Source organism: Candidatus Rokuibacteriota bacterium (assembly GCA_016188005.1).
In the GTDB taxonomy this organism is placed as follows: domain Bacteria; phylum Methylomirabilota; class Methylomirabilia; order Rokubacteriales; family CSP1-6; genus UBA12499.
In genome coordinates, this window is record JACPIQ010000133.1 from 22,497 (window position 1) to 45,402 (window position 22,906).

At 73.6% G+C, this 22,906-nt stretch carries 20 protein-coding genes; 18 read left to right on the forward strand and 2 right to left on the reverse strand.

From position 1 onward, the window contains the following. Positions 1 to 2: 2 nt before the first annotated feature. The 15 genes from HYV93_25380 (at position 3) to HYV93_25450 (ending at position 15,634) form a co-directional block, all read left to right on the forward strand. Positions 3 to 908 carry a lysophospholipid acyltransferase family protein gene (locus tag HYV93_25380; protein MBI2529306.1) on the forward strand — a complete coding sequence of 302 codons (906 nt, stop codon included), beginning with the start codon at positions 3 to 5 and terminating at the stop codon, positions 906 to 908. Then, positions 895 to 2,082 carry a beta-ketoacyl-[acyl-carrier-protein] synthase family protein gene (locus tag HYV93_25385; protein ID MBI2529307.1) on the forward strand — a complete coding sequence of 396 codons (1,188 nt, stop codon included), beginning with the start codon at positions 895 to 897 and terminating at the stop codon, positions 2,080 to 2,082. Before HYV93_25380 ends, HYV93_25385 begins: the two co-directional genes overlap by 14 nt. After that, the gene (locus HYV93_25390; protein MBI2529308.1) at positions 2,079 to 2,888 is read left to right on the forward strand and encodes a hypothetical protein; all 810 of its coding nucleotides are present in this window, start codon (positions 2,079 to 2,081) and stop codon (positions 2,886 to 2,888) included. Before HYV93_25385 ends, HYV93_25390 begins: the two co-directional genes overlap by 4 nt. Continuing rightward, positions 2,885 to 3,160, forward strand: coding sequence for an acyl carrier protein (locus HYV93_25395; protein ID MBI2529309.1), 276 nt, complete (start codon positions 2,885 to 2,887; stop codon positions 3,158 to 3,160). The genes HYV93_25390 and HYV93_25395 overlap by 4 nt, the downstream gene beginning before the upstream one ends. A gap of 16 nt (positions 3,161 to 3,176) precedes the next feature. After that, positions 3,177 to 4,364: a beta-ketoacyl-[acyl-carrier-protein] synthase family protein gene (locus HYV93_25400; protein ID MBI2529310.1), complete on the forward strand. Its 1,188-nt coding sequence runs from the start codon at positions 3,177 to 3,179 to the stop codon at positions 4,362 to 4,364. Continuing rightward, positions 4,361 to 5,503, forward strand: a complete 1,143-nt coding sequence (locus HYV93_25405; protein MBI2529311.1) for a hypothetical protein — start codon at positions 4,361 to 4,363, stop codon at positions 5,501 to 5,503. Before HYV93_25400 ends, HYV93_25405 begins: the two co-directional genes overlap by 4 nt. Then, positions 5,500 to 6,579, forward strand: a complete 1,080-nt coding sequence (locus HYV93_25410; GenBank protein ID MBI2529312.1) for a glycosyltransferase family 2 protein — start codon at positions 5,500 to 5,502, stop codon at positions 6,577 to 6,579. The genes HYV93_25405 and HYV93_25410 overlap by 4 nt, the downstream gene beginning before the upstream one ends. Next, on the forward strand, positions 6,576 to 7,850 hold the full coding sequence (locus HYV93_25415) for a tryptophan 7-halogenase (protein ID MBI2529313.1): 1,275 nt from the start codon (positions 6,576 to 6,578) through the stop codon (positions 7,848 to 7,850). The genes HYV93_25410 and HYV93_25415 overlap by 4 nt, the downstream gene beginning before the upstream one ends. Continuing rightward, entirely contained in the window at positions 7,847 to 9,055 is a 1,209-nt protein-coding gene (locus HYV93_25420; GenBank protein ID MBI2529314.1) for an ABC transporter permease, read from the forward strand. Before HYV93_25415 ends, HYV93_25420 begins: the two co-directional genes overlap by 4 nt. 3 nt (positions 9,056 to 9,058) lie before the next feature. Continuing rightward, positions 9,059 to 9,739: an ABC transporter ATP-binding protein gene (locus HYV93_25425; GenBank protein MBI2529315.1), complete on the forward strand. Its 681-nt coding sequence runs from the start codon at positions 9,059 to 9,061 to the stop codon at positions 9,737 to 9,739. 10 nt (positions 9,740 to 9,749) lie between these two features. Next, a complete protein-coding gene (locus tag HYV93_25430) occupies positions 9,750 to 10,178 on the forward strand; it encodes a hypothetical protein (protein ID MBI2529316.1) in 429 nt (142 codons plus the stop codon). Between the two features lie 12 nt (positions 10,179 to 10,190). Next, positions 10,191 to 11,981 (forward strand): glycosyltransferase family 39 protein, encoded by a 1,791-nt coding sequence (locus HYV93_25435; GenBank protein ID MBI2529317.1) that lies wholly within the window; start codon positions 10,191 to 10,193, stop codon positions 11,979 to 11,981. 30 nt (positions 11,982 to 12,011) lie between these two features. Then, the gene (gene hpnJ / locus HYV93_25440; GenBank protein MBI2529318.1) at positions 12,012 to 13,523 is read left to right on the forward strand and encodes a hopanoid biosynthesis associated radical SAM protein HpnJ; all 1,512 of its coding nucleotides are present in this window, start codon (positions 12,012 to 12,014) and stop codon (positions 13,521 to 13,523) included. A gap of 72 nt (positions 13,524 to 13,595) precedes the next feature. Further along, positions 13,596 to 15,188, forward strand: coding sequence for a phosphoglycerate dehydrogenase (serA, locus tag HYV93_25445; GenBank protein ID MBI2529319.1), 1,593 nt, complete (start codon positions 13,596 to 13,598; stop codon positions 15,186 to 15,188). After that, positions 15,185 to 15,634 (forward strand): phosphomannose isomerase type II C-terminal cupin domain, encoded by a 450-nt coding sequence (locus HYV93_25450; GenBank protein ID MBI2529320.1) that lies wholly within the window; start codon positions 15,185 to 15,187, stop codon positions 15,632 to 15,634. The genes serA and HYV93_25450 overlap by 4 nt, the downstream gene beginning before the upstream one ends. Here the strand turns inward: HYV93_25450 and HYV93_25455 are convergent. Continuing rightward, positions 15,603 to 16,670: a tetratricopeptide repeat protein gene (locus HYV93_25455; protein MBI2529321.1), complete on the reverse strand. Its 1,068-nt coding sequence runs from the start codon at positions 16,668 to 16,670 to the stop codon at positions 15,603 to 15,605. The genes HYV93_25450 and HYV93_25455 overlap by 32 nt on opposite strands. 115 nt (positions 16,671 to 16,785) lie before the next feature. Here HYV93_25455 and HYV93_25460 point away from each other — a divergent pair, with 115 nt between their 5' ends. Further along, positions 16,786 to 17,196, forward strand: a complete 411-nt coding sequence (locus HYV93_25460) for a hypothetical protein (GenBank protein ID MBI2529322.1) — start codon at positions 16,786 to 16,788, stop codon at positions 17,194 to 17,196. A gap of 51 nt (positions 17,197 to 17,247) precedes the next feature. Here HYV93_25460 and rpiB read toward each other — a convergent pair whose 3' ends face one another. Then, the gene (gene rpiB, locus HYV93_25465) at positions 17,248 to 19,953 is read right to left on the reverse strand and encodes a ribose 5-phosphate isomerase B (GenBank protein MBI2529323.1); all 2,706 of its coding nucleotides are present in this window, start codon (positions 19,951 to 19,953) and stop codon (positions 17,248 to 17,250) included. A gap of 218 nt (positions 19,954 to 20,171) precedes the next feature. Here rpiB and HYV93_25470 point away from each other — a divergent pair, with 218 nt between their 5' ends. Beyond that, positions 20,172 to 20,387: a hypothetical protein gene (locus tag HYV93_25470; GenBank protein MBI2529324.1), complete on the forward strand. Its 216-nt coding sequence runs from the start codon at positions 20,172 to 20,174 to the stop codon at positions 20,385 to 20,387. 67 nt (positions 20,388 to 20,454) lie between these two features. Next, positions 20,455 to 22,848, forward strand: coding sequence for a GAF domain-containing protein (locus HYV93_25475; protein ID MBI2529325.1), 2,394 nt, complete (start codon positions 20,455 to 20,457; stop codon positions 22,846 to 22,848). Positions 22,849 to 22,906: the final 58 nt, after the last annotated feature.

A 22,906-nucleotide genomic window follows, 5' to 3' on the forward strand; every position in this document is an offset into this window, starting at 1 on the left:
GGATGACCTTGCCGCGCCGCCCTCGCTGGTACACCCACGGGCTCAATCGCGCCGCCTACTATCGGCTGGCCAGCGCCTGTGGCGCCGCGCTGCCGCGGCGCGCGCGGCTCTCCCTGGCGCGTGTCGTGGGGCGCGCCCTGGGCCGGCACCTCGTCGAGGAGCGCAGCCAGGTGCGCGCCAACCTCGCCCGTGTGCTCCCCGGCGCGCCTGCGGCGGCGCTCGACCGGGGCGCCAGCGAGACCTTCGCCAACTTCGCCGCCTGCTTCGCCGATCTCCTGACCATCAATCGGGGGGATCCGGCACGGCTCCGCGACTACCTGGTCGGGGCGGAGGGTGAGGCGGAGCTGGATTCGGCCTGCGCACCGCGGCGCGGCGTCATCCTGCTCACCGCGCACCTGGGGAACTGGGAGCTGGGCGGGCGGCTGCTCGCGCCGCGGCTCCGCCGCACCACTCACGTGGTCCTCTCCCCCGAGCAGGACGCCGCGCTGGAGAGCTACCTGAGGCGCGACGAGCCGCGGCTCCGCTTCGTGACGCGCCGGAGCGCGACCTCCACCCTCGGGCTCCTCGCCGCGCTGAGACGCAACGAGGCCGTGGCCATGCAGGGCGATCGCCCCACCGGCGAGCGCGGTGACAGGGCGGTCCCGTTCTTCGGCGCCGCCGCCGCCTTCCCCGTGGGCCCCTTCGTCCTGGCGCGGGCCGCAGGGGCTCCGGTGGTGCCCGCCTTCTGCGTCATCACCCCGCGGGGAGGCTACCGGATCACCCTGGAGCCGGCCATCTGGGTCGGGCCGGGAGAGGAGGAGGCGGCGCTGGTCACCGCCGTGGGCGCGCTCGAACGCGCCATCCGCCGCCACCCGACGCAGTGGTTCAACTTCTTCGACGTCTGGAACCCCGCACGTGCCGCGGCCTGAGCCCATCGCCATCGTCGCCGCCGGCGTGACCACGCCCATCGGCCAGGACGTGGAGGCCTTCTGGTCCGCGCTGCTCACCGGCGCCAGCGGCATCTCGCCCATCGAGCGCTTCCCCGTGGCCGACCTGCGCGTCCGGCGTGGCGGCGAGATCAAGAAGCTCACGCGCCTCCGGGACTGGGGGCGCCTGCCCGGTTGCCGCGCCACGCGCCTCCTTCTCTCGGCGGCCGACGATCTCTGCGCACGGACGGGCGGACGGCCGCTGCCCGCGGACCCGTCGCGCGTGGCCGTGGTTGTCGGGACGGCGCTGGGCGGCGTCGAGGAGTGGGAGCGGGCGCAGGGCGGGGACCGCAGGCTCGGGCGGCTCCGCGGCGGGCTCTACGACACGCCCGGCCGCAACCTGGCCCGCTGGCTCGGTGCTCGCGGCCCGGCGTTGACCGTCTCCACCGCCTGCGCCTCGGGCGCCACGGCCATCGGTGTCGCCGCCGACCTCCTGCGGCAGGGGAGGGCCGATGCGGTGGTGGCCGGAGGCTACGATCCGCTCTGCCGCTTCGTGATGCGTGGCTTCGACGCCCTTCGCTCTCTCACCCGCGACGAGGTCCGCCCATTCGACCGCAGGCGGAGCGGGCTCCTCCTGGGCGAGGCGGCGGCGCTCGTCCTCCTCCGGCGCGATGCGGACGCGGGGCCCGCGCGGCTGGGGAGGCTTCTGGGCCATGCCAGCACCGGCGACGGCTCGCACATCTCGGCGCCCGATCCCCAGGGGCGCGGGCTCGAGCATGCGATCCGGCTGGCCCTGGACGAGGCCGGGATCGGCCCCGGCGAGGTGGACTTCGTGAGCGCCCACGGAACAGGCACCGTCCTCAACGACCGCATCGAGACGGCGGTCCTCAAGCGTGTCCTCGGCACCCGCGCCCTGAACGTCCCGGTCAACTCCATCAAGCCCACCATGGGCCACACCATGGGGGCGGCGGCGACGCTGGAGGCCGTCATGTGCCTGTTCGCCTCCCGCCACGGCCAGATTCCCCCGACCCGCAACCTGGAGGAGCCCGACGCCGACTGCGACCTCGACTATGTGCCGGGCCGGGCCCGGGCGCTGGCCCCCCGCATCAGCCTCAGCACATCGCTGGGCTTCGGCGGCCAGAACGCCGCCCTGATCCTGGAGGGCGCCGGGCCGTGAAGGCGCCCGCGGTGCGCGCGCTGGGCCTCGTCTCCGGCTGGGGGAACGGGATCGAGGCCATCCCGGCCGACGCCCGGGCTGCGGCCGCGGGGCGCGCGCTGGTGGGGCTCGGCCGGCCGGCCATCGGGGGCGAGCGCTTCAGGCGCGCCACGCGAGAGTGCCTCTGGGCCCTTGCGGTGATGGAGCGCATGCTGGAAGATGGGCGCGCGGGGCGCGAGGCCATCGCCGGCGAGGGCACCGCGCTCCTCTTCGTCACCGCCGCCGCGTACGCTGCCTCCAACCGGGCCTTCATCCAGGGCGGCGGGGGCACCCATTTCGCCTACACGGCGCCCGCTGTGGTACCGGCCGAGGTGGCCATCGAGTTTGGCCTCCGGGGCCCGTCGGCCATCTTCATCGGCGGCCCGCCCGCGACCCTCAGCGCCATCTGGCAGGCAGCGGCCCTGCTGGAGCGCCGCGCATGCGAGCGCGCCATCGTGCTCGCGGTGGAGATCTTCGAGGAGTGCGCGGATCTCCACGCCCGGGGCCGGCGCTGGCTCGGCCGCCCGCTGGTCGAGGCAGCCGCGGGTCTCTGGCTCGAGCCGGGGCAGGGCCGGCTCAACCTGGAGGGTGGCCGTGTCGCGGGGCGGCGGCAGGGCCGCCACGGCGGCGGGCTCGGGCTCGGTGGGCGGCTGGGCGAGACGATCACGTGCGAGCCCCTGGCCGCCGTGGGACTGTGGCGGCGAGGCGGCGGCGCAGGTACGCTGGTGCTTGACGGGGCCTGGCAGGGCGAGACGGCACACCTGACCTGGGAGAAGGGGACCGGATGACCGAGAAGGAAGTGCTCGACGAGCTCCGGAGCATCGCCGTGGACCGGCTCCGCTTCGACCCCTCCCGGGCTGCCGAGATGACGCTTGAGACGACCCTGCCCAAGGACGTGGAGGGCTCGCTCGGGCTCGACTCGCTCGACTTCATCGAGCTATCGGTGGCGATGGAGGAGCGCTTCGGCTTCACCATCGAGGAGGGGCAGGATTTGTCAGAGGAGTTCCACTCGCTCGGGAGCCTGTCGCGGTTCATCCTGGCCCGGATCGGCCAGGCCTGAGCCGGCATCGCAGGGCATGACGCGGATCGTGGTCAGCGGCCTGGGCGTCGTGAGCCCCTACGGCGCCGGCGTCAAGACCTTCTGGGGGGGCCTGGCGACCGGGACCTGCAGCATCCGCCCCATCACCCTGATCGAGACGGAAGGCTTTCGCTCCCGCATCGCTGCCGAGATCCCCGCCGACGCCGTGGCCGGCCTGGGTCCCTCCGCGCGCCGGGCGCGTGCCGATCGGCTGGCGCTCGCCGCGGCCCGCGAGGCGCTCGCCGACGCCGACCTCACCGCGCGCGACCGGGCCGAGACGGCGCTCGTGGTCGGGGCCGTCGGCGGCGGCATGCTCGAAGGCGAGGCGTGGTACTGGGAAGAGACGCGCAGCGGGCGCCCGTCGCCCAGGGTCAAGGCCCTCCGCTCCATCCTGCCCTGCACCCACGCCGAGACGCTCGGCTTCCGGCTCGGACTCGGCGGGCCCAAGGAGACGGTGGTCATGGCCTGCGCTTCCGGAGCCGCCGCGATCGCTCTCGGTGCGGATCTCATCCGCGAGGGCGCGGCACCCTGTGCGCTCGTCGGCGGCGTGGACGCCCTCACGCGCATCTGCTTCATGGGCTTCAACGCCCTTCGCCTCCTGGACCCCGAGCCCTGTCGCCCCTTCGACCGCGACCGCAACGGGATGTCCATCGGCGAGGCCGCGGCCTTCCTCGTGCTGGAGGACGCCGGGCGCTGCCGCGCACGCGGCGCGCGCGGCCACGGAGAGCTCCTGGGCGCCGCCCTCTCGACGGACGCCCACCATGTGACCTCGCCCCACCCGCAAGGGGAGGGCATGGTGCGCGCCATGAGGCTCGCGCTGCGCGCGGCGCACGCCGAGCCGGACGAGATCGGCTACGTCAACGCCCATGGCACTGGCACGCCCCAGAACGACCGCACGGAGGCGCTGGCGCTGGCACGCGTCTTCGGCGCCGGCCGCGTGCTCGTGAGCAGCAACAAGTCGCTGGTCGGGCACACCATGGCCGCCGCCGGCAGTCTCGAGGCCGTGGCCACGCTCCTGACCCTCGAGCACGGGCTCGTGCCGCCCACCGCGCACCTGGAGCACGTGGACCCGGAGATCCCCTTCGACTGCGTCCCCAGGGTGGCGCGGGAGGTGCCGCTCGAGCGGGCGCTGTCCAATTCCTTCGGCTTCGGCGGCCAGAACGTGAGCCTGATCTTCGGGCGATGACCTCCCCGCGGCGCGTCGTCATCACGGGCATGGGCACGGTGAATGCCGTGACGGCCGGCGGCGCGCAGGCCCTGGCCAGCGCCCTCGGGGCCCGCCAGTCCGGCATTCGTCCCGTCAGGGCCTTCGACGTCTCGGGCCTCCCGAGCCGCCTGGCGGCGGAGGTCGCCGAGGGGGTTCTCGAGGGGCTGGTGGACCGCAGTGTCGCCCGCCGGCTCTCGCGGCTCTGCCGGCTCACCGTCGCCGCCTGCCGCCTGTCCGTCCAGGACGCCGGGATAGACGGCGGCCCCGCGCTGGGGCTCGTGGTGGGCACCGAGCAGGGCGACTTCCGCTCCAGCGAGGAGTTCGCGGCGGGGTTCCTGCGCCGTGGCGTCGCGGGGCTGTCGCCCATGATCTTCCCCGGCACCGTCATGAACGCCATGGCCGCCGCGGCCGCGATCGACGTCGGCGCCAGGGGCCCCACCGTGACCGTGAACCAGGCCACGGTGGCCGGGGACCTGGCCGTCGCCCGCGCGGCGGCCTTGATCCGCTCGGGCCAGGCCGACGCCGTCATCGCGGGGGGCGTGGACGAGATCTGCCCGTCGGTGTACCGGCGGCTCGTCGAGCTCCGCGCCCTGTCTCCGATGGGCGGTGCGCTGCCGGAGGGGTGCCGGCCAGGAGCTCTGGACCACAACGGGCCCGTCCTCGGCGAGGGCGCCACCTTCCTCGTCCTCGAGGACATGGAGACTGCCGGCGCGCGGGGCGCGACGCTCTACGCCGAGGTGAAGGGGGCGCTCTGGGGCAACATTCCCGCGGCCCCGCATACCGCACCGGCCCGCCGGCGGGACGGGCGCTCGCCGGTGCTCGGTCTGCTGTCGCGGCTCGGAGTGCCGCCGGAGCGCCTCGCGGCCTGCTACGGCTCGGGCAACGGCGATCCCGCGCTCGACGATTGGGAGGCGGCACTGCTCGCCGCCGAGCTGCCGCCCGCGCTCTTACCGCCCCGCTCGCTTGCCCCACTCTTCGGCCAGCACGGCGGTCTCGGGGCCCTCCGCGTGGGGGCTGCGGGGCTCGAGGCCAGCCGCGGAGACGGCGCGCCCGCGCTCGTCCACGGGCTCGCCCGGGGCGGATGCCGGACGGCCATCGTGGTGAGCCGCCCGGCATGAGCGACCATCTCATCCTCATCCCCGTGTTCGACGAGGCCCTCACCATCGAGACGGTTGTCACGGGGGCGCGCCGCCACGGCGCGGTGCTCGTGATCGACGACGGCTCCTCGGACGCGAGCGCCGATCTCGCCGCGCGCGGCGGCGCCGACGTGCTGAGGCTCGGGCGGCGCAGCGGCAAGGGTGAGGCGCTGCGGTGCGGGTTCGCCGAGGCGCTCGCGCGCGGGGCCGAGCGCGTGGTGACCCTCGACGGCGACGGGCAGCACGATCCTGACGAGATCCCGCTCCTCCTCGAGGCCGCCGCGGCCGCGCCCGACGCGGTGGTGATCGGGGGGCGCCTCGGACGCGAGGCGACGGGGGGCGACGGCGTGATCCCCGACGGCCGGCTCTGCGCCCTTCGGGTCGCTGGGTTCTTCATCGACTGGCTGACGGGGTTTCCGCTGGGGGACACGCAGTCAGGCTTCCGGGTATACCCCGCGCGGTTGCTCCGCGATCTCGAGCCGGGCGGTGGTGGTTTCGTCCTCGAGAGCGAAGTGCTGATCCGCGCGGCGGGCGGAGGCTGGCGGCTCGTGGAGGTACCGGTGACGGCCCGCCACTTCTCGGACCGGCGCAGCCGCTTCAGGCCGGTGCGCGACGGAGTCGCGCTGGGGGCGCTACTGGCCTGGGAGATCCTGCGCCGCCTCGGCCGGGAGGCCGGGCTCGGGGGGGCAGCGCTCCTGCGCCCTTTCACCACCGCGCGGCGACGGCCGCGCCACCGCGAGCTCACCGAGTTCACTGCGGCCTGGCGCGGCAACGCGGCGGCCTGGGCCCTGGCCTCGGGCGCATTCCTTCTCCATCGCACGGGGGCGACGTGGCGTGACTGGTGGGGGAATCCCCGAGCCCGCGCCCTCCGCGCCGTCGGCCTGGCCGCGGCGCTGACACCCGTGCTCTTGTCGCTGGCCCTCCTCCGCCCGGCGCTGCGCCCGATGGGCCTCGATCTGCTCGGGCCATTGGTCCACGCGGTGTACTCCCAGGAGCGCCTGGCGCGCGCCCTGGCGACCCCGACGGCGGGCGAGACCGTGGCGTCGCGGGAGCGATGACGGGCCCCGACTGCGACGTACTCGTGGTGGGTGGGGGCCCCGGCGGCGCCACAACTGCCACGTTCCTGGCGCGCGGCGGGCTCACCGTGGCCATCGCCGAGCGCGAGGCCTTCCCCCGCTTCAGGGTCGGAGAGTCGCTGGTCCCCAACTGCATGCCCATCCTCGAACGGCTGGGGGTGCTCGACCGGATCAAGGGGCATGGCTTCCAGCCGAAGTTCGGCGTCACCTTCCACGACCAGGAGACGGCGCTCGAGCACAGCTTCTCCTTCCGCGAGGGGCGCCCGTGGCCGTCCTTCACCTTCGACGTCCACCGGGCGGAGTTCGACGCGATCCTCCTGGACCACGCCGCGCGGGAGCCCGGCGTGACGCTGTTCCAGCCGGCCGCGGTGGAGAAGGTCGCCTTCGACGCCGAGGGAGTCACCGCCCGCCTGAGCGACGCCCGCGGCGAGCGTGAGCTGCGGGCCCGCTTCCTCGTGGACGCCAGCGGGCGGGACGCCTTCCTCGCCTCCCGCCAGGGGCGCCGGCGACCGATGCCCGGCCTCGGCAAGGTCGCCCTCTTCGCCTACTACCGGGGCGCGCGCCGCTGGCCGGGGCGCGAGGAGGGCAATGTCCGCATCTACATCTTCCCCGAGGGCTGGTTCTGGTGGATCCCACTGGCCCGTGACGAGACCAGCCTGGGCTGCGTGCTCCACGCCCGGGTGGTGCGGAGCTGGCAGGGGACACCCGCCTCGCTCTTCCAGGCGATGATCGAGCGCTGCCACCGCGTGCAGGAGGGGCTCGCGGGAGCCGAGGCGGTGACACCCGTGCACACGGCGGCCAACTTCGCCTACACGGTGGAGCCGGTGGCGGGCGCCCGCTTCCTCTGCGTCGGGGATGCGGTGGCCTTCGTGGACCCGATCTTCTCGGCCGGGGTCTTCCTGGCCATGGCCTCGGGGGAGCTGGCGGCGCGGGAGATCCTCGGCGCCTTCCGCGAGGATCGCTTCGAGGCGCCTCGTTTCGCCCGCTATGCCCGCGCCTTCCACCGGGGAAGGAAGCCCTTCGTCCGCTTCATCGAACATTACTACGACCCGCTGTTCCTCGAGATCTTTCTCAAGCCGAAGAACGCCTTCGGCATGGCGGACGCGGTGACCTTCGTGCTCGCGGGCGGCGCCTTCCGTCGCATCCCCCTCCGCTTGCGACTGGCGCTGTGGCTCTTCTTCGCGGTCGTGGGCGCCACACGCCGGGCGCGGCGTGGCCGCGGCCCCGTCCCGGCATCGCGGCTCGACTGGTGACACGCATCTCCGGCGTGATGCTCCGAGCGCTCTTCCCGCGCGGCTACCTCTTCACGGTGCTGGGTATCGCCGTCGGCATGGCCGGGCTCGTCTCCCTGGGCGCCATGGCCGAGCGGATCACGCGCTTCATCGACGGGGGCGACCGCTTCGTCCTGGGCCAGATCTCGGTGGCGGGCGAGGGCATGGGCATGGGCACGGGCTTCACGGCCGGCGGGCTCCTGCCGGCGGCGCGGATCGCCGAGATCGGGCGCCTGCCCGGCGTGGCGGCGGTGCAGGCCCAGGTGATGCTCCCCCTCAGCACGACCACCTCGCATTTCCTCACGCTCACCCAGGAGCTGATCCTCGGCATGGACCTCGCCGCCCCCATGCCGAACCGCCACTACCGCGAGCTGCCCGTGCGGGCCGGGCGCTTCCTGCGTCCCGGGGACAGGCGAGCGGCCGTGCTGGGCGCCGACTTCGCCGCCTCGCGCCGGCTCGCCGTGGGAGGGGGCCTCTCGCTCGGAACGCTTCCGTTCACGGTGGTCGGCGTGCTGGACCGGACGCTCACGGCCCCCGATCGCTTCGCCATCGTCTCCATCGACGATGCCCGCGATCTCTGGCTGCGCCGCGACCCCCTCCTCGTGCAGGTCTTCGGCGCGGGGGGAGGTGCCCTCCGCCGGGCCGATCTCAACTCTGGCGCGGCGGTGGGCTGGGCGCCGGGCGTGGATCCCGACGCGCTGGCGCGCCGGATCCAGGCCGAGGTGCGGGGCGTGAACGTCACCATCCCGGGGGAGCTCTCCCGGCTCCTCAGGACCTCGACGGCCTTCTTCTCCGCGCTCCTCCTCGGCATCGGCGCGCTCGGGCTGGTCATCGGCGGGCTCTCGCTCTCCAACACGGTGACCGCCGCGGTGTTCGAGCGCATCCGTGACTTCGGCATCAAGCGTGCGCTCGGAGCCACGGACCTCCAGCTCCTGGGAGAGGTCCTGGGGGAGGCCTTGCGCGTGAGCCTCGCGGGCTGCGTGGGCGGCGTGCTCCTGGCGCTGGCGATCGGGTTCGCGGTGGACGCGCGCGCCATCCGCGACGGGCAGCAGCTCTTCCTCTTCTCCCCGCGACTCCTGCTCTTCGCGCTCGGGTTCGGGCTCCTGCTGGGCGCGCTGGCGGCGACCTACGCCACGCTCAGCATCGCCCGGCTGTCGCCCGCAGAGGCCATCCGGCGGGGAGCCTGAGGCGTGCTCCTCCGCGCAGCAGGGCTCACGAAGTCCTACCCCGGCGCCGGTGCCGGCGCCGGGCCGGTCCGCGTCCTCCAGGAAGTGGACCTCGAGGTGAAGGCCGGGGAGATCATGGCCATCCTGGGGGATTCCGGCTCGGGCAAGTCCACGCTCCTCAACCTGCTCGGCCTCCTCGAGCCCCCGGACGCGGGGGAGATCTGGTTCGACGCCGAGCCGGTGAGCTCCCTCACCCGGCGCCAGCAGGCCCGGCTGCGTGGCGCGCGCATCGGCTACGTCTTCCAGTCCTTCCTGCTGCTCCCGGGGCTCACGGCGTGGGAGAATATCCTGCTGGCGGCCCGCTACGTGGGCCAGGAGCGGCGGCAGGCCGAGCGGGAGGCGCTCCGACTGATGGAGCGGCTCGACGTGGTCCATCGCCGGGGGCACTACCCGGCGCAGCTCTCCGGCGGCGAGCAGCAACGGGTCGCCTTCTGCCGGGCGGTACTGAACGCGCCGTCCCTCCTGCTCGCGGACGAGCCCACGGGCAACCTGGACGCACAGCACGCGCGCGTCATCCTGGGCGAGTTGCGGGCGCAGGCCCGCGAGCGGGGGGCGACCGTGGTCCTGGTCACGCATCGGGCCGAGGCCGCCGCAGAGGCCGACCACGCGCTTCGGATCCAGGGCGGGCGACTCGAGCCCGCGTGAGGAGATCGTCATGACCCGACGACAGCTGTTGTGGCTCCTGGGGGCAGGACTCGGCGCGCGGCTCTTCGTCGACGCCGCGGCCGCGGCCGACGACCGCAGCCGGACCTTCACCGCCCCGGCCGACCGGGTGTGGACCGTGGCGCGCTCCACACTCGAGAGCCTGGGCTGGAAGATCGACAAGGAGGATCGGGACGTGGGCTGGCTCCTGACCAAATCGCGCGGCGTGGACCACGACGACTATGGCGTCTACGCCAAAGGCACGCGGCACCGGCTGCGCGTGGCGGTCAAGGGGCGCCAGGGCGGGAAGACCGAGGTGATGGTAGAGCGCCGGCTCTGGAAGGAGGAGCGCATCCTCTGGATGGACAAGGAGGAAGAGCTCGACACCACGGACCGGACGGTGGAGAAGCAGGTCCTCGACGCCATCGGCAAGGGTCTGTAGGCCTAGCGTCGCGTGGGGATGCTTCGCTCGCCGGGCGCCGCAGCGGTGGGGGCGGCTCTGCTCGCGCTGCTGCTCCTGCTGCCGGGACTCGGCGCGGCGCCCTTCGACGATCCCGGAGAGGGGCAGCACGCCGAGATCGCCCGCGAGGCCTGGGCCACCGGCGACTGGCTGACGCTGAGGCTCGGCGGCGTCCGCTACTTCGACAAGCCTCCGCTGCTCTACGCGCTGGGGGCGGCCGCTTTCACCGTGTGGGGACCATCGGAGTGGGCGGCGCGGCTGGCCCCCGTCCTCGGGGCAGCCGCGGCCGCCGCCGCCACGGCCCTCCTCGGCGCCCGGCTCATGGCGCCCGCCTGGGGCGTGCTGGCCGGCGCCGCGCTCCTGTCCTGTGCGCTCTTCGCGTTCTTCGGCCGCTACGTCAGGCCCGAGACCCTGTTCGCCGCGGCGATCCAGTGGGGGCTCGCGGGCCTCCTGCTCGGGGCCTCGCGCCCCGCGGGCGCGCGGGCATGGTCCCTCGTGGGCTGCGCCGCGCTCGGCGCGGCGGCACTCGCGAAGGATCCGCTGGGGCTCCTCGGGCCGCTCGCCGCCGTGGGCGGGGCGCTCTGGCTCGGTGGCCGGCTCCGGCCGCTGGGCGCGTGGCTGCCCCCTGCCGGCCTGGCCCTGGCGCTGACCCTGGGGCTCGGCTGGTACGCGCTCGCCGGGCTCCGCAACCCCGGCTTCCTCTGGTACACGGTGGTGGACAACCACCTGCTCAACGTGGCGCGCCTGCGCCTCTTCCCCGATGAGGACGTGCCCCTCTCCGCTCTCGAGTTCCTCGCCACCGGCGGCTTCGGGGCCTTTCCGTGGATCGTGCCGGCCGCGCTGATGCTGGTGGCGCTGGGGCGGCGGCGCGCCTGGCGGGACCCCGGCGAGATGCCCTGGGTGGCGCTCGCCCTCTGGGTCGCGGGCACCTTCGCCGCGGTCCTGGCGGTGCCCTTCCGGCTGCCCCATTACGCGCTGCCGGCCTATCCCGCCGTGGCGCTCCTGGCGGCTCGCTGGTGGCGCGAGCGGGCCCGGGACGGGCGAGGGACCGTCCGGCTCCACCTGGCGCTCTTCGCGCTCCTCGCCTGCGGCCTCGGCCTGGCGGCCGCGAGCGATGGCCGCGCGTTCAGCGACGCCGTCTTCGGGATCTCGGACGTCTACACCCGCAAGGAGGCCGCCGCGGGCCAGGCTTCCCCCTATCCCGCCTGGGCCGCGCTCCAGCCGCTCGTGGCGCGCGCGGCCCTCGTCTTCGCGGCGGGGAGCCTCGGGCTCCTGGCCGCGGCCTGGCGCCGGAGCGCGCGGGTGGGCCTTGTCGCGGTGACGGCCACCATGCTCGCGCTCGTGCCCGCCGTGGAGAGCGCCGCGGGGCGCCTGGCGGAGGCCCGCGCGGTGTCCGGGCTCGCCGAGGAGGTGAAGCGTCTCGGCCGGAGCGGAGCCGTCGTCATCCACGAGGGGCCCCTCGAGAACTCGGGCGCCCTCGAGTTCTACTCCGGCCGGCGGCCGATCCTCCTCGACGCGCGCCGCAGCGTCCTCGGCTTCGGCGCCACCTTCCCCGAGGCGGCCGCCGCCTTCTGGGGCGAAGAGCGCTTCGGCCGCGAGTGGCTCTCGGGTCGCCCGCTCCTCCTCCTGACCCCGCGCGCCCCCGCCGGGAGCCTCGTCCGCTCGCTCCCCGACGGAAGCGCGCGCCTCCTCGCCGCCCGCAACGGCCGCTGGCTCTACGCCAACGCCGCGGCCACCCGCCTGGCCGCTCCGCTTGCCGCGGACGGCCGGTCTGAGGTACGGTGAGCCGGTGAGCCTCGCGTCCCGGACCCGGAGATGCCCGACTACCTGAGAACGCTCTTCCTCCATCCGCCGTCCTTCGACGGGTTCGACGGGGGCGCCGGCTCCCGCTACCAGGCCAGACGGGAGATCCGATCCTTCTGGTACCCGACCTGGCTTGCCCAGCCGGCGGCGCTGGTGCCGGGCTCACGCCTGGTCGACGCTCCGCCCGACGGGCTCGCGCTCGCGGACATACTGCCGCTGGCCCGGCAGCACGACCTCTGTGTGATGCACACGAGCACTCCCTCCCTGCCCTCCGACCTCCGCGTCGCCGAGGCGCTCAGGGCCGAGAACCCCGGGCTGCTCATCGGGATGGTGGGCGCGGCGGTGGCCGTGAGCCCACAGGCGGCGCTGGGTCCCTCGACGGCGGTGGGGTTCGTCGCGCGCAGCGAGTTCGACTACACGATCCAGGAGGTGGCCGAGGGGCGGCCGCTCGGCCAGATCCTCGGGCTCTCCCATCGGGTGAACGGGCATGTGCGGCACAACCCCGAGCGGCCGGTGCTCGAGAACATGGACGCGCTCCCCTTCGTCACGCCGGTGTACCGTCGGGACCTCACGGTGGAGAACTACGCCATCGGCTACCTCCGCCACCCGTACGTGTCGCTGTACACCGGGCGCGGCTGCCGCTCGCGCTGCACCTTCTGCCTCTGGCCCCAGACGGTGGGCGGCCACCGCTACCGGACGCGCAGCCCCGAGCACGTGGCCGAGGAGATGACGCTGGCCGTCCGGCTCTTCCCCGAGGTGAAGGAGTTCTTCTTCGACGACGACACCTTCACCGACGACCTCCCGCGCGCCGAGGCCATCGCCCGCAGGCTCGGCTCCCTGGGGATCACCTGGTCGGCCAACGCCAAGGCCAATGTCCCCTACGACACCCTCAAGGTGCTCCGGGACCACGGACTCCGGCTGCTGCTCGTGGGCTACGAGTCGGGCAACCAGCAGATCCTCAACAACGTCAGGAAGGGGATCCGCCTGGACGTGGCGCGCCGCTTCACCCGGGACGCGAGGAGCCTCGGCATCACCATCCACGGCACGTTCATCCTGGGGCTGCCGGGCGAGACACGCGAGACCATCCAGGAGACCATCGCCTTCGCCCGCGAGATCGATCCCCACACGATCCAGGTCTCGCTCGCCGCGCCCTATCCCGGCACGGCGCTCTACGAGGAGGCACGGCGCAACGACTGGATCGAGACGGACGCCCTCGTGGACGCAGGCGGCGTGCAGGTCAGCGCGCTGGGCTATCCGCACCTGCCGCGCACGGAGATCTTCCAGTCCGTGGACCTCTTCTACCGGCGCTTCTACTTCCGCCCGCGGAAGATGATCTCGCTGGCGGCAGAGATGGTGCAGGACCGACAGGTCCTGCGCCGGCGGCTCGCCGAGGGGCGGGAGTTCCTCCGCTTCCTGCGTCAGCATCGCAAGACTCGCGGCGCGGGAGGCTCCGGGGCGCCTGAGCTCGGGAAGACGTCGGGTGTGGCCCCGGCCCCGAGGCCCCTCCCGGGCGACGGCGGCTGACATCGGCCGGGGGGAGGCGCGCGGCGTGACGTTCCGGCGAGCGTGGGCGTGGCGAAACCCGGGTGCCCACGCGTGAGAGTGCTGGTGATCGACGCCATCGCCGCCGAGGGGATCGCGTTCCTCACCGAGCGCGGCTTCCGGGTGGACCAGGTGTCGAGCAAGCTGCCCCGGGAGGAGCTGTACGCGAAGATCGCCGGCTACGAGGCGATCATCACCCGCTCCTCCACCACGGTCACGCCGGAGTTCCTCGCCCACGCCCGCCGCCTCCGGATCGTCGGGCGCGCCGGAGTCGGCGTGGACAACATCGATCTCGACGCCTGCTCACGCCAGGGCGTGGTGGTGGCCAACGCCCCCGGCGGCAACGTCGTCTCGGCGGCGGAGCACACCGTGGGCATGCTGCTGGCCCTGGTGCGCAAGATCCCCCAGGCGCACGACGAGCTGAAACACCTCCGCTGGGACCGGGGCATCTACGGCACCGAGCTCTTCCGCAAGACGGCGGGGATCATCGGCCTCGGGAAGGTGGGCTCCCGCGTCGCCGCGCGGCTCCGGGCCTTCGACATGGACGTGCTCGTCTACGACCCGTACATCCCCGAGAGCCGCGCGCGCGACCTGGCCGTGCGGCTGACGGACCTCGGGACGCTCCTCGCCCGCTCCGACATCGTCACGGTTCACGTGCCGCTCACCGACGAGACCGAGAACATGGTCGCGGCGCGCGAGCTCGCCCTCATGAAGCCGGGCGCGCGCCTCGTGAACTGCGCGCGCGGCGGCATCGTCCACGAGGGCGACCTGCTGGCGGCGCTCGAGTCCGGGCACGTGGCCGGCGCCGCCGTGGACGTGTGGACCGAGGAGCCTCCGGTGTCCCCGGTGGTGAAGCGGCTCGTCACGCACCCGCGCGTGGTGGTGACGCCGCACCTGGGCGCCAACACCCACGAGGCGCAGGTCAACGTGGCGGTGGACGTGGCGCGCCAGGTCACGGCCTTCCGGGACGGCGAGCTGGTGGAGCATGCGGTCAACATCCCCATCGGGGACCGGGAGACGATGGCGGAGCAGCGGCCCTTCATCGCGCTGGCGGAGGTCCTGGGCCGGTTCTGCGTGCAGCTCGAGCGCGACAACGTGGAGCGCGTGGAGGTGATGGTGGCGGGGCAGGTGGCCCGCCACGACCCCGCGCTGATCGGCCGCGCGGTGCTGAAGGGGCTCCTCGATCGGGTCACCGCACAGACGGTGAACCTGGTCAACGCGCACCTCGTGGCCCGGGATCGCGGCCTGACCCTGGTGCTGCGCACCGACCAGGCGGGCGGCGCGGGCTACGCCAGCCTGCTCACGGTGACGACCCAGGCCGGCGCGAAGCGCAAGATCATCGCCGGCACCGTCTTCGACGGCATGCCGCGCATCGTCCGGCTCCGCGACCTCGACATCGAGTTCAACCCCGAGGGGCATGTGCTCGTGCTCTCGTACGAGGACCGGCCGGGCATGGTCGGCCGGATCGGCACCATCCTCGGGCGCCACAACGTCAACATCGCCTCCATGCACGTGGGGCGCCGCAGCAAGCGCGGCAACGCCATCGTGGTGCTCCTGCTCGACGAGGATGTCCCTGCCGACGTCGTCGAGGAGGTCGGCAAGGGCGTGGAGGCGGACTTCGCCCGCGTGATCCGGCTCGAGCCGTGACGACGGGCCGGCGCCCGGTTCCGCTGGAAACGCGCCCGTGGGGCGGGTTCTCGACGCTCTGGGAGGGCCCCGGGTACAAGGTCAAGCGTCTCGTGGTGGAGCCGGGCCACCGCTTCAGCCTGCAGAAGCACCGGCGCCGCGCCGAGCACTGGATCGTGGTGGAAGGCAGGCCTCGCGTCACCATCGACGGGCGGGCGCGGCGGCTGAGGCCCCGCCAGTCGGTGACCGTGCCCCGCGGCGCCTGGCACCGCGCCGAGAATCCCGGCCGCGTGCCCGTCGTCATCATCGAGGTGCAACACGGCGCCTATCTCGGCGAGGACGACATCGTCCGCCGTCACGACGATTACGGGCGCAGCGGAGCCCCCTCGGCGCCCCGGCGCGGCGCCTCCCCCGCGGGCTCAGGCACGGCGCCGGCTAGCGGTCCAGTTCGGCGAGGTACTCCTTGACGCGCCGAGCGTCGGGAGCGTCGGGCCTGAGCGCCAGGTACCGCTGAAAGGCCTCGCGGGCCCTGGCGATCTCCCGCGTCTGGTAGTAGAGGTAGCCGAGCTGCCTGAAGGGATCGGGGTAGGCGGGATCCAGCCCGGCGGCCCGCTGGTAGGCCTCCCGCGCCTGGCCGACCAGCGGGGGCCGCTCCTCCGGCCGCCTCGCGCGCTGGGCCTGGAGGCGGTAGAGATCTCCGTAGTAGAGGTGCGTCACCGGGTCCCTCGGGGCCAGGGCGACCGCGCGGTCGAGCTGGGCCCGGGCCAGGCCGAAGCGGCCGGCGCGGATGTCGAGGGCCGCGTTCTCCCGCACCACCACCCGCGTCCGGAGCGGGAACTCCTCCGTGTCGTGGGTCAGCCGGCTGGCGTCCAGCCCGGCGTACCGCGTCCGCAGCAGCTCCCGCGTGGTCGCGATGCGCTCCTCGAGCTGGGGATGGTTGCCGAAGAGGAAGGTCTCGAGCCGCCCGCTGTCGCCGTGGTCCCGCTTCAGGAGCTCGAAGACGCGCGGGGCCTCGCCCGGATCGTAGCCGGCCCGAACCATGCGCTCCATGCCCTCGAGATCAGCTTCCCGCTCGAGGTCCCGCCCGTAGCCGTTCACGGCGGCGAGGAAGGCGAGCGGGAGCCCCTTGTTCCGCGCGTCCCGGTTGAACTTGAGGGCGTGGCGGCTGGTGACGTGGGTGAGCTCGTGGCCGAGGATGGCGGCCAGCTGGGCCTCGTTCTCGACCCGCGCCAGGAGCCCCGTGTGCAGGTACACCTTGCCGTTCGGCATGGCAAAGGCGTTGAGCGCGGGATCACGGAAGACGGCGACGCGGATCGGCGGGGCGCCCGCCGTCTGGATCTCGGCCGGGACGAGCCGGGCCGCCAGCCCCGAGAGATACTCCTCCAGCAGCGGGTCCTCGTAGATCTTTCCGGCCTTGACGAGCTTCTCCTCCTCCGTCTCGGCCTGGTTCCACATGGCGCGCTCGTCGGCCTCGGGGCGGAATGGCTGCCCCTGGTAACCCATGGGCGGCACAGCCCTCGAGGCGCAGCCCCCGAGGAGCGAGACGAGGACGACCCACGCCAAAAGCTTGGCGCCTGCTCCCCACCGGCTGTAGGATGAGCGCCAGGAGGGACCACTCATGCGGCGTTTCCTCGTTCTCCTGGCGATCGTGCTGACCCTCGCGGCCTGCGCGTCGTCACCACCCCGGGCGCAGCGCAGCGAGTTCGAGGACATCCCGGTCCCGAAGGGCCTCACGCTGGACCACAACAAGTCCACCATCATCGAGTCCCCGGCGGTGAAGGCTGCACGACTCTTCTACAAGGGGCGCATCGAGCCGGACAGCCTCGGGATGGCCTTCAGGACGACGCTGGAAGCCAATGGCTGGCGCCATCTGTCCTCCACCACGTCCTCGGGCAAGGGTACCACGCAGGTGTACGAGAAGGCCGGCAACTCGCTCCAGGTGCTCATCTACGAGGGAATGTTCTGGTACACGTGGGTGGAACTGTCGGCGACCCGCGTCGTCGGTGGCACCAGCCAGCCACCGAAGTAGCGCGCTCCCCGCCCGTTCTGCCGGCCGGCGCCGCCCCGGGCGCCAGCGGCGTCACGCTCTTCCGACGAGCCCGCGGACCAGCCGCGCCAGCTTGTCGAGACCCGCCGCCTGCTTCCCCCTGAGGTGCACCCGCACGATGCGCCGCCGCGCCTCGGCCAGCGCCTGGAGATCGCCGAGCGCCTGGGCGGCCTTGAGCGTGGAGAAGCCGTAGCCCGCGCCCGGGATGGCGAGGTCCTCGGTGTCGTCCCCCGTGATCTGCAGGAACACCCCCGTGGCCGGCCCGCCCTTGTGGAGCTGTCCCGTGGAGTGGAGGTAGCGCGGGCCATAGGCGATCGTCGTCGCGATGCGCAGGCCGTCGCGGAGCAGCGCACGCATCTCCTGGAGGCGAGCCCAGGTTTCTGGCTGGGGCGTGAGGTAGGCCTGGATCGCCAGGTAGTCACCCGGCCGGGTCTCCGTCAGATGGGCCCGGAGCCCCTCGGCGACGGAGGACGCGCGCCTCTCGCCCGCCGTCATCAGGGCGATCCCGTCCTCGTCCCCGACGGCGCGCCACTCGGGGAGCTTGCGCGACTTCCTCCACGCCGCCAGGAGCGCCGCCGTCTTCTCCTTCGCCGCGGCCACGTCGGGCTCGTCGAAGGGGTTGACCTCGAGCACGGCGCCCGCCGCCGCCGCTGCCAGCTCCCAGCGGAAGAACTCGGCGCCGAGATCCAGCGCATCCTTGAGAGGGAGGCGGATCACCGGGTGCCCGGCCTCGCCGAGCCGGTCCAGCGCCGCGTCGTGGGTCGTGTCTCCCTCGAGCAGCAAGGCCACGAAGACGCGGTCGGCCCCGTAGACCTCCGGCGGCCCCAGCGGCTCGCCGTCCACCGGCACCACGCCCTTGCCGCCCTTGCCCAGGGACTCGGCCAGGAGCTGCTCGATCCACGAGCCCAGCGCGCGGATCCGCTCCGAGACGACGAGCGTGACCTTGTCCCGGCCGCTGCGGGCCAGTCCCCCCAGGGCGGCGCCGAGACGCACGCCGGGATTGTCCGCCGGCCCCACGTCGGTGCCGCAGGCCTCCAGCATGCTCTGGGCCCGCTCGAGCAGGGACCTGATGTCCACGCCGATGAGGGCTGCCGGCACCAGGCCGAAGAAGGTGAGGGCGGAGTAGCGGCCCCCGATCGTCGCCGGGTTGAGAAAGGTGCGCCGGAACCCCCTCTCCGCGGCCAGCTTCTCCAGCGGGGTCCCTGCGTCGGTGACGGCGACGAACTGCACGCCGGGCTTGGGGGGCTTGCCCGCCTCCACGAGGCCGCGGAAGAACGCGTAGAGCGACATCGTCTCCGTGGTGGTGCCGGACTTGGTCGAGACCACGAAGAGGCTGCGGCTCACGTTGATCCGATCGAGGACGCGCCTGACGGCGCCCGGATCGGTGGAGTCGAGCATGAGGAGATCGGGGAAGCCCATCTTGGGGCCGAAGGTGGTGTTGAAGACCTCGGTGGAGAGCGACGAGCCGCCCATGCCGAGAAGGACGATGTGGGTGAACTGCACCCGGCGGATCTCGTCGGCGAAGGTCTTCAGGTCCTCGGCGTGCATCCGCATGATGGAGGGCGCGGTGAGCCAGCCCAGGCGGTTACGGATGTCCATCACGTCGCCCGGCCACAGCGTGCCGTCCTTGATCCAGATGCGGCCGTGGAAGTCCTGTGCGTCGAGGATCTCCAGCGCCTCGCGCACCGGCGGGAGCGTGAACGGATCCGCCGCCACGCGACGCGGGGCCGGCGGTGGCGCCGGCGCGGCGGCGGGCGATGAGGGTCTCGCCTCGACCGTCCGCACGGTCGCCGGGCCGGGTGGGGCGGCCGCAGCGTGTGGCTCGTGCGCCCGCTGCCGGGGCTCCTGGGGCTTCCATTCGAGGGAGGCCGCCCGGATCTCCCGGGGGTCGCCTCCTGCGACCTCCAGCGTCTCGTCGTCCAGCGAGATGATTCCCTCGCGCTTACCGGTGGGCGCCTCGTCCTCCTCGCCCACGCCCGCCGCCTGGCGGATGAGCTCCGCGGCGCGCGCGGCCAGCGTCTCCGACGGGCGCGGCGGCTCGGCCGGTGGCGTCGCGGCAGGCGACCCGGCGTCGCCAGGAGGCGCGGGTGCAGGGGCAGGGGCGCGCCCCGGCGGCGGACCCGCGGGTGGCCCAGGTGCGATCGCAGACGGCACCGGCGTCACGGGCGCGGCCATGGGAGCCACGGGCTCGGGCCTCGGCGGCGCCGGGGGCGGTGGTGCAGCCGGGGCCGGAGGAATGGGCGCCGCGGCGATCGGGCTCGGGCGTAACGCTCCTGCGCCTCTCTCGGGCGCGGGCAGCGCGCCCTCGAGCTTGGCGATCTTGCCGAGCCGCCGTACGTGACGCTCCTCCCCCGAGAAGTGGGCCGCGAGCCACGCGCGGGTCACTTCCAGCGCCGTCGCCTCGTCGAGGCCGCGCGCGCCCAGGCAGAGCACGTTCGCGTCGTCGTCCTCGCGGCTCTGGCGTGCGGTGAAGGCGTCGTGGCAGAGCGCGGCACGGATCCCGCGCAGCTTGTTGGCGGCGATGGAGGCGCCCACGCCGCTGCCGCAGACGAGGACACCGACCTCCACGAATCCGCGCAGCACGGCCTGTCCCACCGCCCGGGCGAAGTCGGGGTAGTCCACCGGCTCGTCGGAGAAGGTCCCGAGGTCGAGGACGTCGTGACCGTCCGCCTCGAGGGCCGCGGCGACGGGCCCTTTGAGCGCGAAGCCGGCGTGGTCGCAGCCGACAGCGATGCGCATGGCTCCTGGCCTCCAGTGCTGGCCTATTCTCTCAGGAGACGGGAGGGCCCACAACGTTCTCGTGGAGACGGCGCCGGCCGCCGCGGGGCCCCGCCCCGGTCATGGCCAGCGCGAGCAGATGCGCTATATTCGACGAGGCGGGGCCCGGACGGCGCACGGAGATTCCGCCGCCGCCCGCCGGAACCGATTCCCGTTCACGCGAGATGAAGGACGGCCACATGGCAGACACGGAGTGGGAGCTGCTTACCGTGCGCGGGCTCGCGGGGACCGATGAGCAGGCCTCCGAGTTCGTGGGCACCTTCGTCATCCACCGGAAGGGGAGCAGCGAGCCCGTGGAGAGCGTCACGGTGCGCGTCAGGCGCAGCGTGCTGGAGGAGCTGGAGACGACGCTCCGGCGCCTGCTCGCCCGCTCCACCCCCTTCGGCCCGCGATGAGGGCCGCGGGCGAGCCGCTCGCCGCGCAGCTGAGCGGCGCCGGGGGCCGGGGCGTCGACCGCCGGGCGTGAGCGCATCTGGCGAGAAGACCCTCTGCTGGACCCTCCTGGGGCTTGCCCTCGTCCTCTCGGTGCGCGCCGCCGGTGACCAGTGGCAGCTCACGGGACGCACCGTGCCCGGCTTCGGCGTGATGGACAATCTCCTCGTGGCCGTGGGCGGGATGGAGACGCGCGGTCTCATTCCCTTCGACCTCGTGCGCGCCGTCAACGGCCAGCTCCTGACCTCGGGGCGGCAGCTCCAGGAGGAGGTGGGCCGGCACCCGCCGGGCACCACCTTCCGGTACCTCGTGAGCCGGCGCGGCGCCCTCGTCGAGATGGACGTCCCCAGCCAGCGCATGGCCCCGGACGGTTTCCATTCCTACGCAGTGGAGGGCCTCGCGCCGTCGCTGCTCTTCCTGCTCCTGGGTGCCGCGGTGCTCTGGCTCAAGCCCGCAGCGCCCGACACCCGCCTGTTCCTGGCCCTGTGCCTGGTCTGGTGGGGCATGACGGGGCTCTACGCGGACGCCCACCTGACCTACCGGTTCTCGGCGCTGTTCCTCACCGCCTGGACGCTCTCACCCGCGGTGTTCATCCACCTGGCGCTCACCTTCCCCCAGCGCCGCCGCATTCTCGGCCGCTGGCCGCGCCTGGTCTGGGCGCCCTATCTGCTGTCCGCCGTCATCGCGGTGCCACTCCAGGGCTTCCTGCCCATGCCCCCGGCCCGGTGGGCGGCCGTCCCGGCCGTCGGAGCGGCCTACTGGGGGATCGCGCTCCTGCTCCTCGTCGCGGCGCTGGCCAGGACGAGCCTCGCCGGCGTCACGCCTCTGGTGCGACAGCGGGCGCGGGTGCTGATGTTCGGCTTCGCTGCGGGGCAGCTCGCGCCGGTGCTCGCGACGGCCAGCGAGGCCATCTTCCGGATCAGCGTGCCGTACCTCAGCGAGATCTGGCGGCTGAACCTCCTCTTCCCCGTGGCGGTGGCCTATGCCATGGTGCGCTACGACCTCTTCGACGTCCGCGGAGCGCTCCGGACAGGGACGGTGTATGCCGTCATCACGGGCCTGGTGGCCCTCGCCTACGCCGGCGCCATCACCCTCGTCAATCTCGCCTTCTCGGCGCTGGGCACCGGGGGCTCGCGCCTCGTCTCGGCCGCCGTGGTGGCCGTGGCCGTGGTGGCGCTCCTCGATCCAGTGCGCCGGCGCACTCAGTCCACTGTGGACCGGGTCTTCTTCCGCCAGCAGCTCGATGTCCAGGAATCCATCGAGCGCCTCACCGAGGCGCTCTCCACGGAGCTGGATCTCGAGCGCATCGCCCGGCTCATCGCGGCCACCCTGGACGCGGCCTTCCATCCGGTGCGGCAGACGCTCTTGCTCCTGGACGAGACGAGCGCGCAGTACCACGACGTGCGGGGCCAGCAGGCCCCGGTGCCCGCGAGCTCCGCGCTTCCGGCCTGTCTGGCCGCGCGGCCCATGCCGCTCACGCGCCAGCGCTTCGAGGCCGATCCCGAGCTGGCCGGATGGTGCGCCGCTGGTGTCCCCTGGATGGAGGCCCTCGGCGCCGAGGTGGCCGTGCCGGTGCCCTTCCAGGGGCGCGTGACGGGGCTCCTCGCGCTGGGGCCGAAGCGGTCCGGCGCGGCGTGGAGCGCGACCGACCTCAGGCTCCTCAGGGTGCTCGCGACCCAGGGCGCCGTGGCGCTGGAGAACGCCCGCGCCTACACGGCCCTCGAGCGGGCCAACGCCGAGCTCCAGTCAGCCCTGCGGCGCGTCGAGGTCCTGGAGTCCATCCGGGCGAGCCTCTCGAAGTTCGTACCGCGGCGCGTGCAGGAGCTGATCGAGCAGGCGCCCGAGGCCCCCGCGCTGACCAAGCGCGAGGTGGACGTGTCCGTGCTCTTCGTCGACATCGCCGGCTACACGCGGCTCAGCGAGCGCTTCGACCTGGAGCAGGTCAACCGGCTGGTGGAGCGTTACTTCGGCTCCTTCCTGGACGAGATCCTCCGCCACGGCGGCGATGTCAGCGAGACGGCGGGCGACGGGCTGATGGTGATCTTCCAGGACGCCGAGCCGCGGCGCCACGCCCGGGCCGCGGTGCTCACCGCCCAGGGCGTGATCCGGCGTTCTCAGGAGATCAACGTCGAGGTCACGGGGGTGAGCGAGCCGATCCGTCTCCACGTCGGGGTGAACTCGGGGATCGCCGCAGTGGGGGCGACCAAGATCGAGGGCAAGGCCGGGACGCGCTGGGTGTACACCGCCTCCGGCCCCGTCACCAACATCGCGGCGCGGCTGGCGGGGCTGGGGGAAGGTGAAGGCGTGTTCATCGGCGCCGAGACGGCGGGCCGGCTCGACGGCGAGTTCCTCCTGGAGGATCTGGGGGAGCAGCGCTTGAGGAACGTCGAGGAGGCGGTGCGGGTCTTCCGCCTCGCCGTCTAGGGGGTCAGGTCTTGCATTCCGACATCGGCAGGGATGCCATCCTGCATGCGGACATCGG

Bases quoted from the DNA above. Each gene is read 5' to 3' on its own strand.
- HYV93_25380 (MBI2529306.1), top strand. From the start codon at position 3: ATGACCTTGCCGCGCCGCCCTCGCTGGTACACCCACGGGCTCAATCGC.
- HYV93_25395 (MBI2529309.1), top strand. From the start codon at position 2,885: ATGACCGAGAAGGAAGTGCTCGACGAGCTCCGGAGCATCGCCGTGGAC.
- HYV93_25400 (MBI2529310.1), top strand. From the start codon at position 3,177: ATGACGCGGATCGTGGTCAGCGGCCTGGGCGTCGTGAGCCCCTACGGC.
- HYV93_25405 (MBI2529311.1), top strand. From the start codon at position 4,361: ATGACCTCCCCGCGGCGCGTCGTCATCACGGGCATGGGCACGGTGAAT.
- HYV93_25410 (MBI2529312.1), top strand. From the start codon at position 5,500: ATGAGCGACCATCTCATCCTCATCCCCGTGTTCGACGAGGCCCTCACC.
- HYV93_25415 (MBI2529313.1), top strand. From the start codon at position 6,576: ATGACGGGCCCCGACTGCGACGTACTCGTGGTGGGTGGGGGCCCCGGC.
- HYV93_25430 (MBI2529316.1), top strand. From the start codon at position 9,750: ATGACCCGACGACAGCTGTTGTGGCTCCTGGGGGCAGGACTCGGCGCG.
- hpnJ (MBI2529318.1), top strand. From the start codon at position 12,012: ATGCCCGACTACCTGAGAACGCTCTTCCTCCATCCGCCGTCCTTCGAC.
- HYV93_25455 (MBI2529321.1), bottom strand. From the start codon at position 16,670: ATGGGTTACCAGGGGCAGCCATTCCGCCCCGAGGCCGACGAGCGCGCC.
- HYV93_25460 (MBI2529322.1), top strand. From the start codon at position 16,786: ATGCGGCGTTTCCTCGTTCTCCTGGCGATCGTGCTGACCCTCGCGGCC.
- rpiB (MBI2529323.1), bottom strand. From the start codon at position 19,953: ATGCGCATCGCTGTCGGCTGCGACCACGCCGGCTTCGCGCTCAAAGGG.
- HYV93_25470 (MBI2529324.1), top strand. From the start codon at position 20,172: ATGGCAGACACGGAGTGGGAGCTGCTTACCGTGCGCGGGCTCGCGGGG.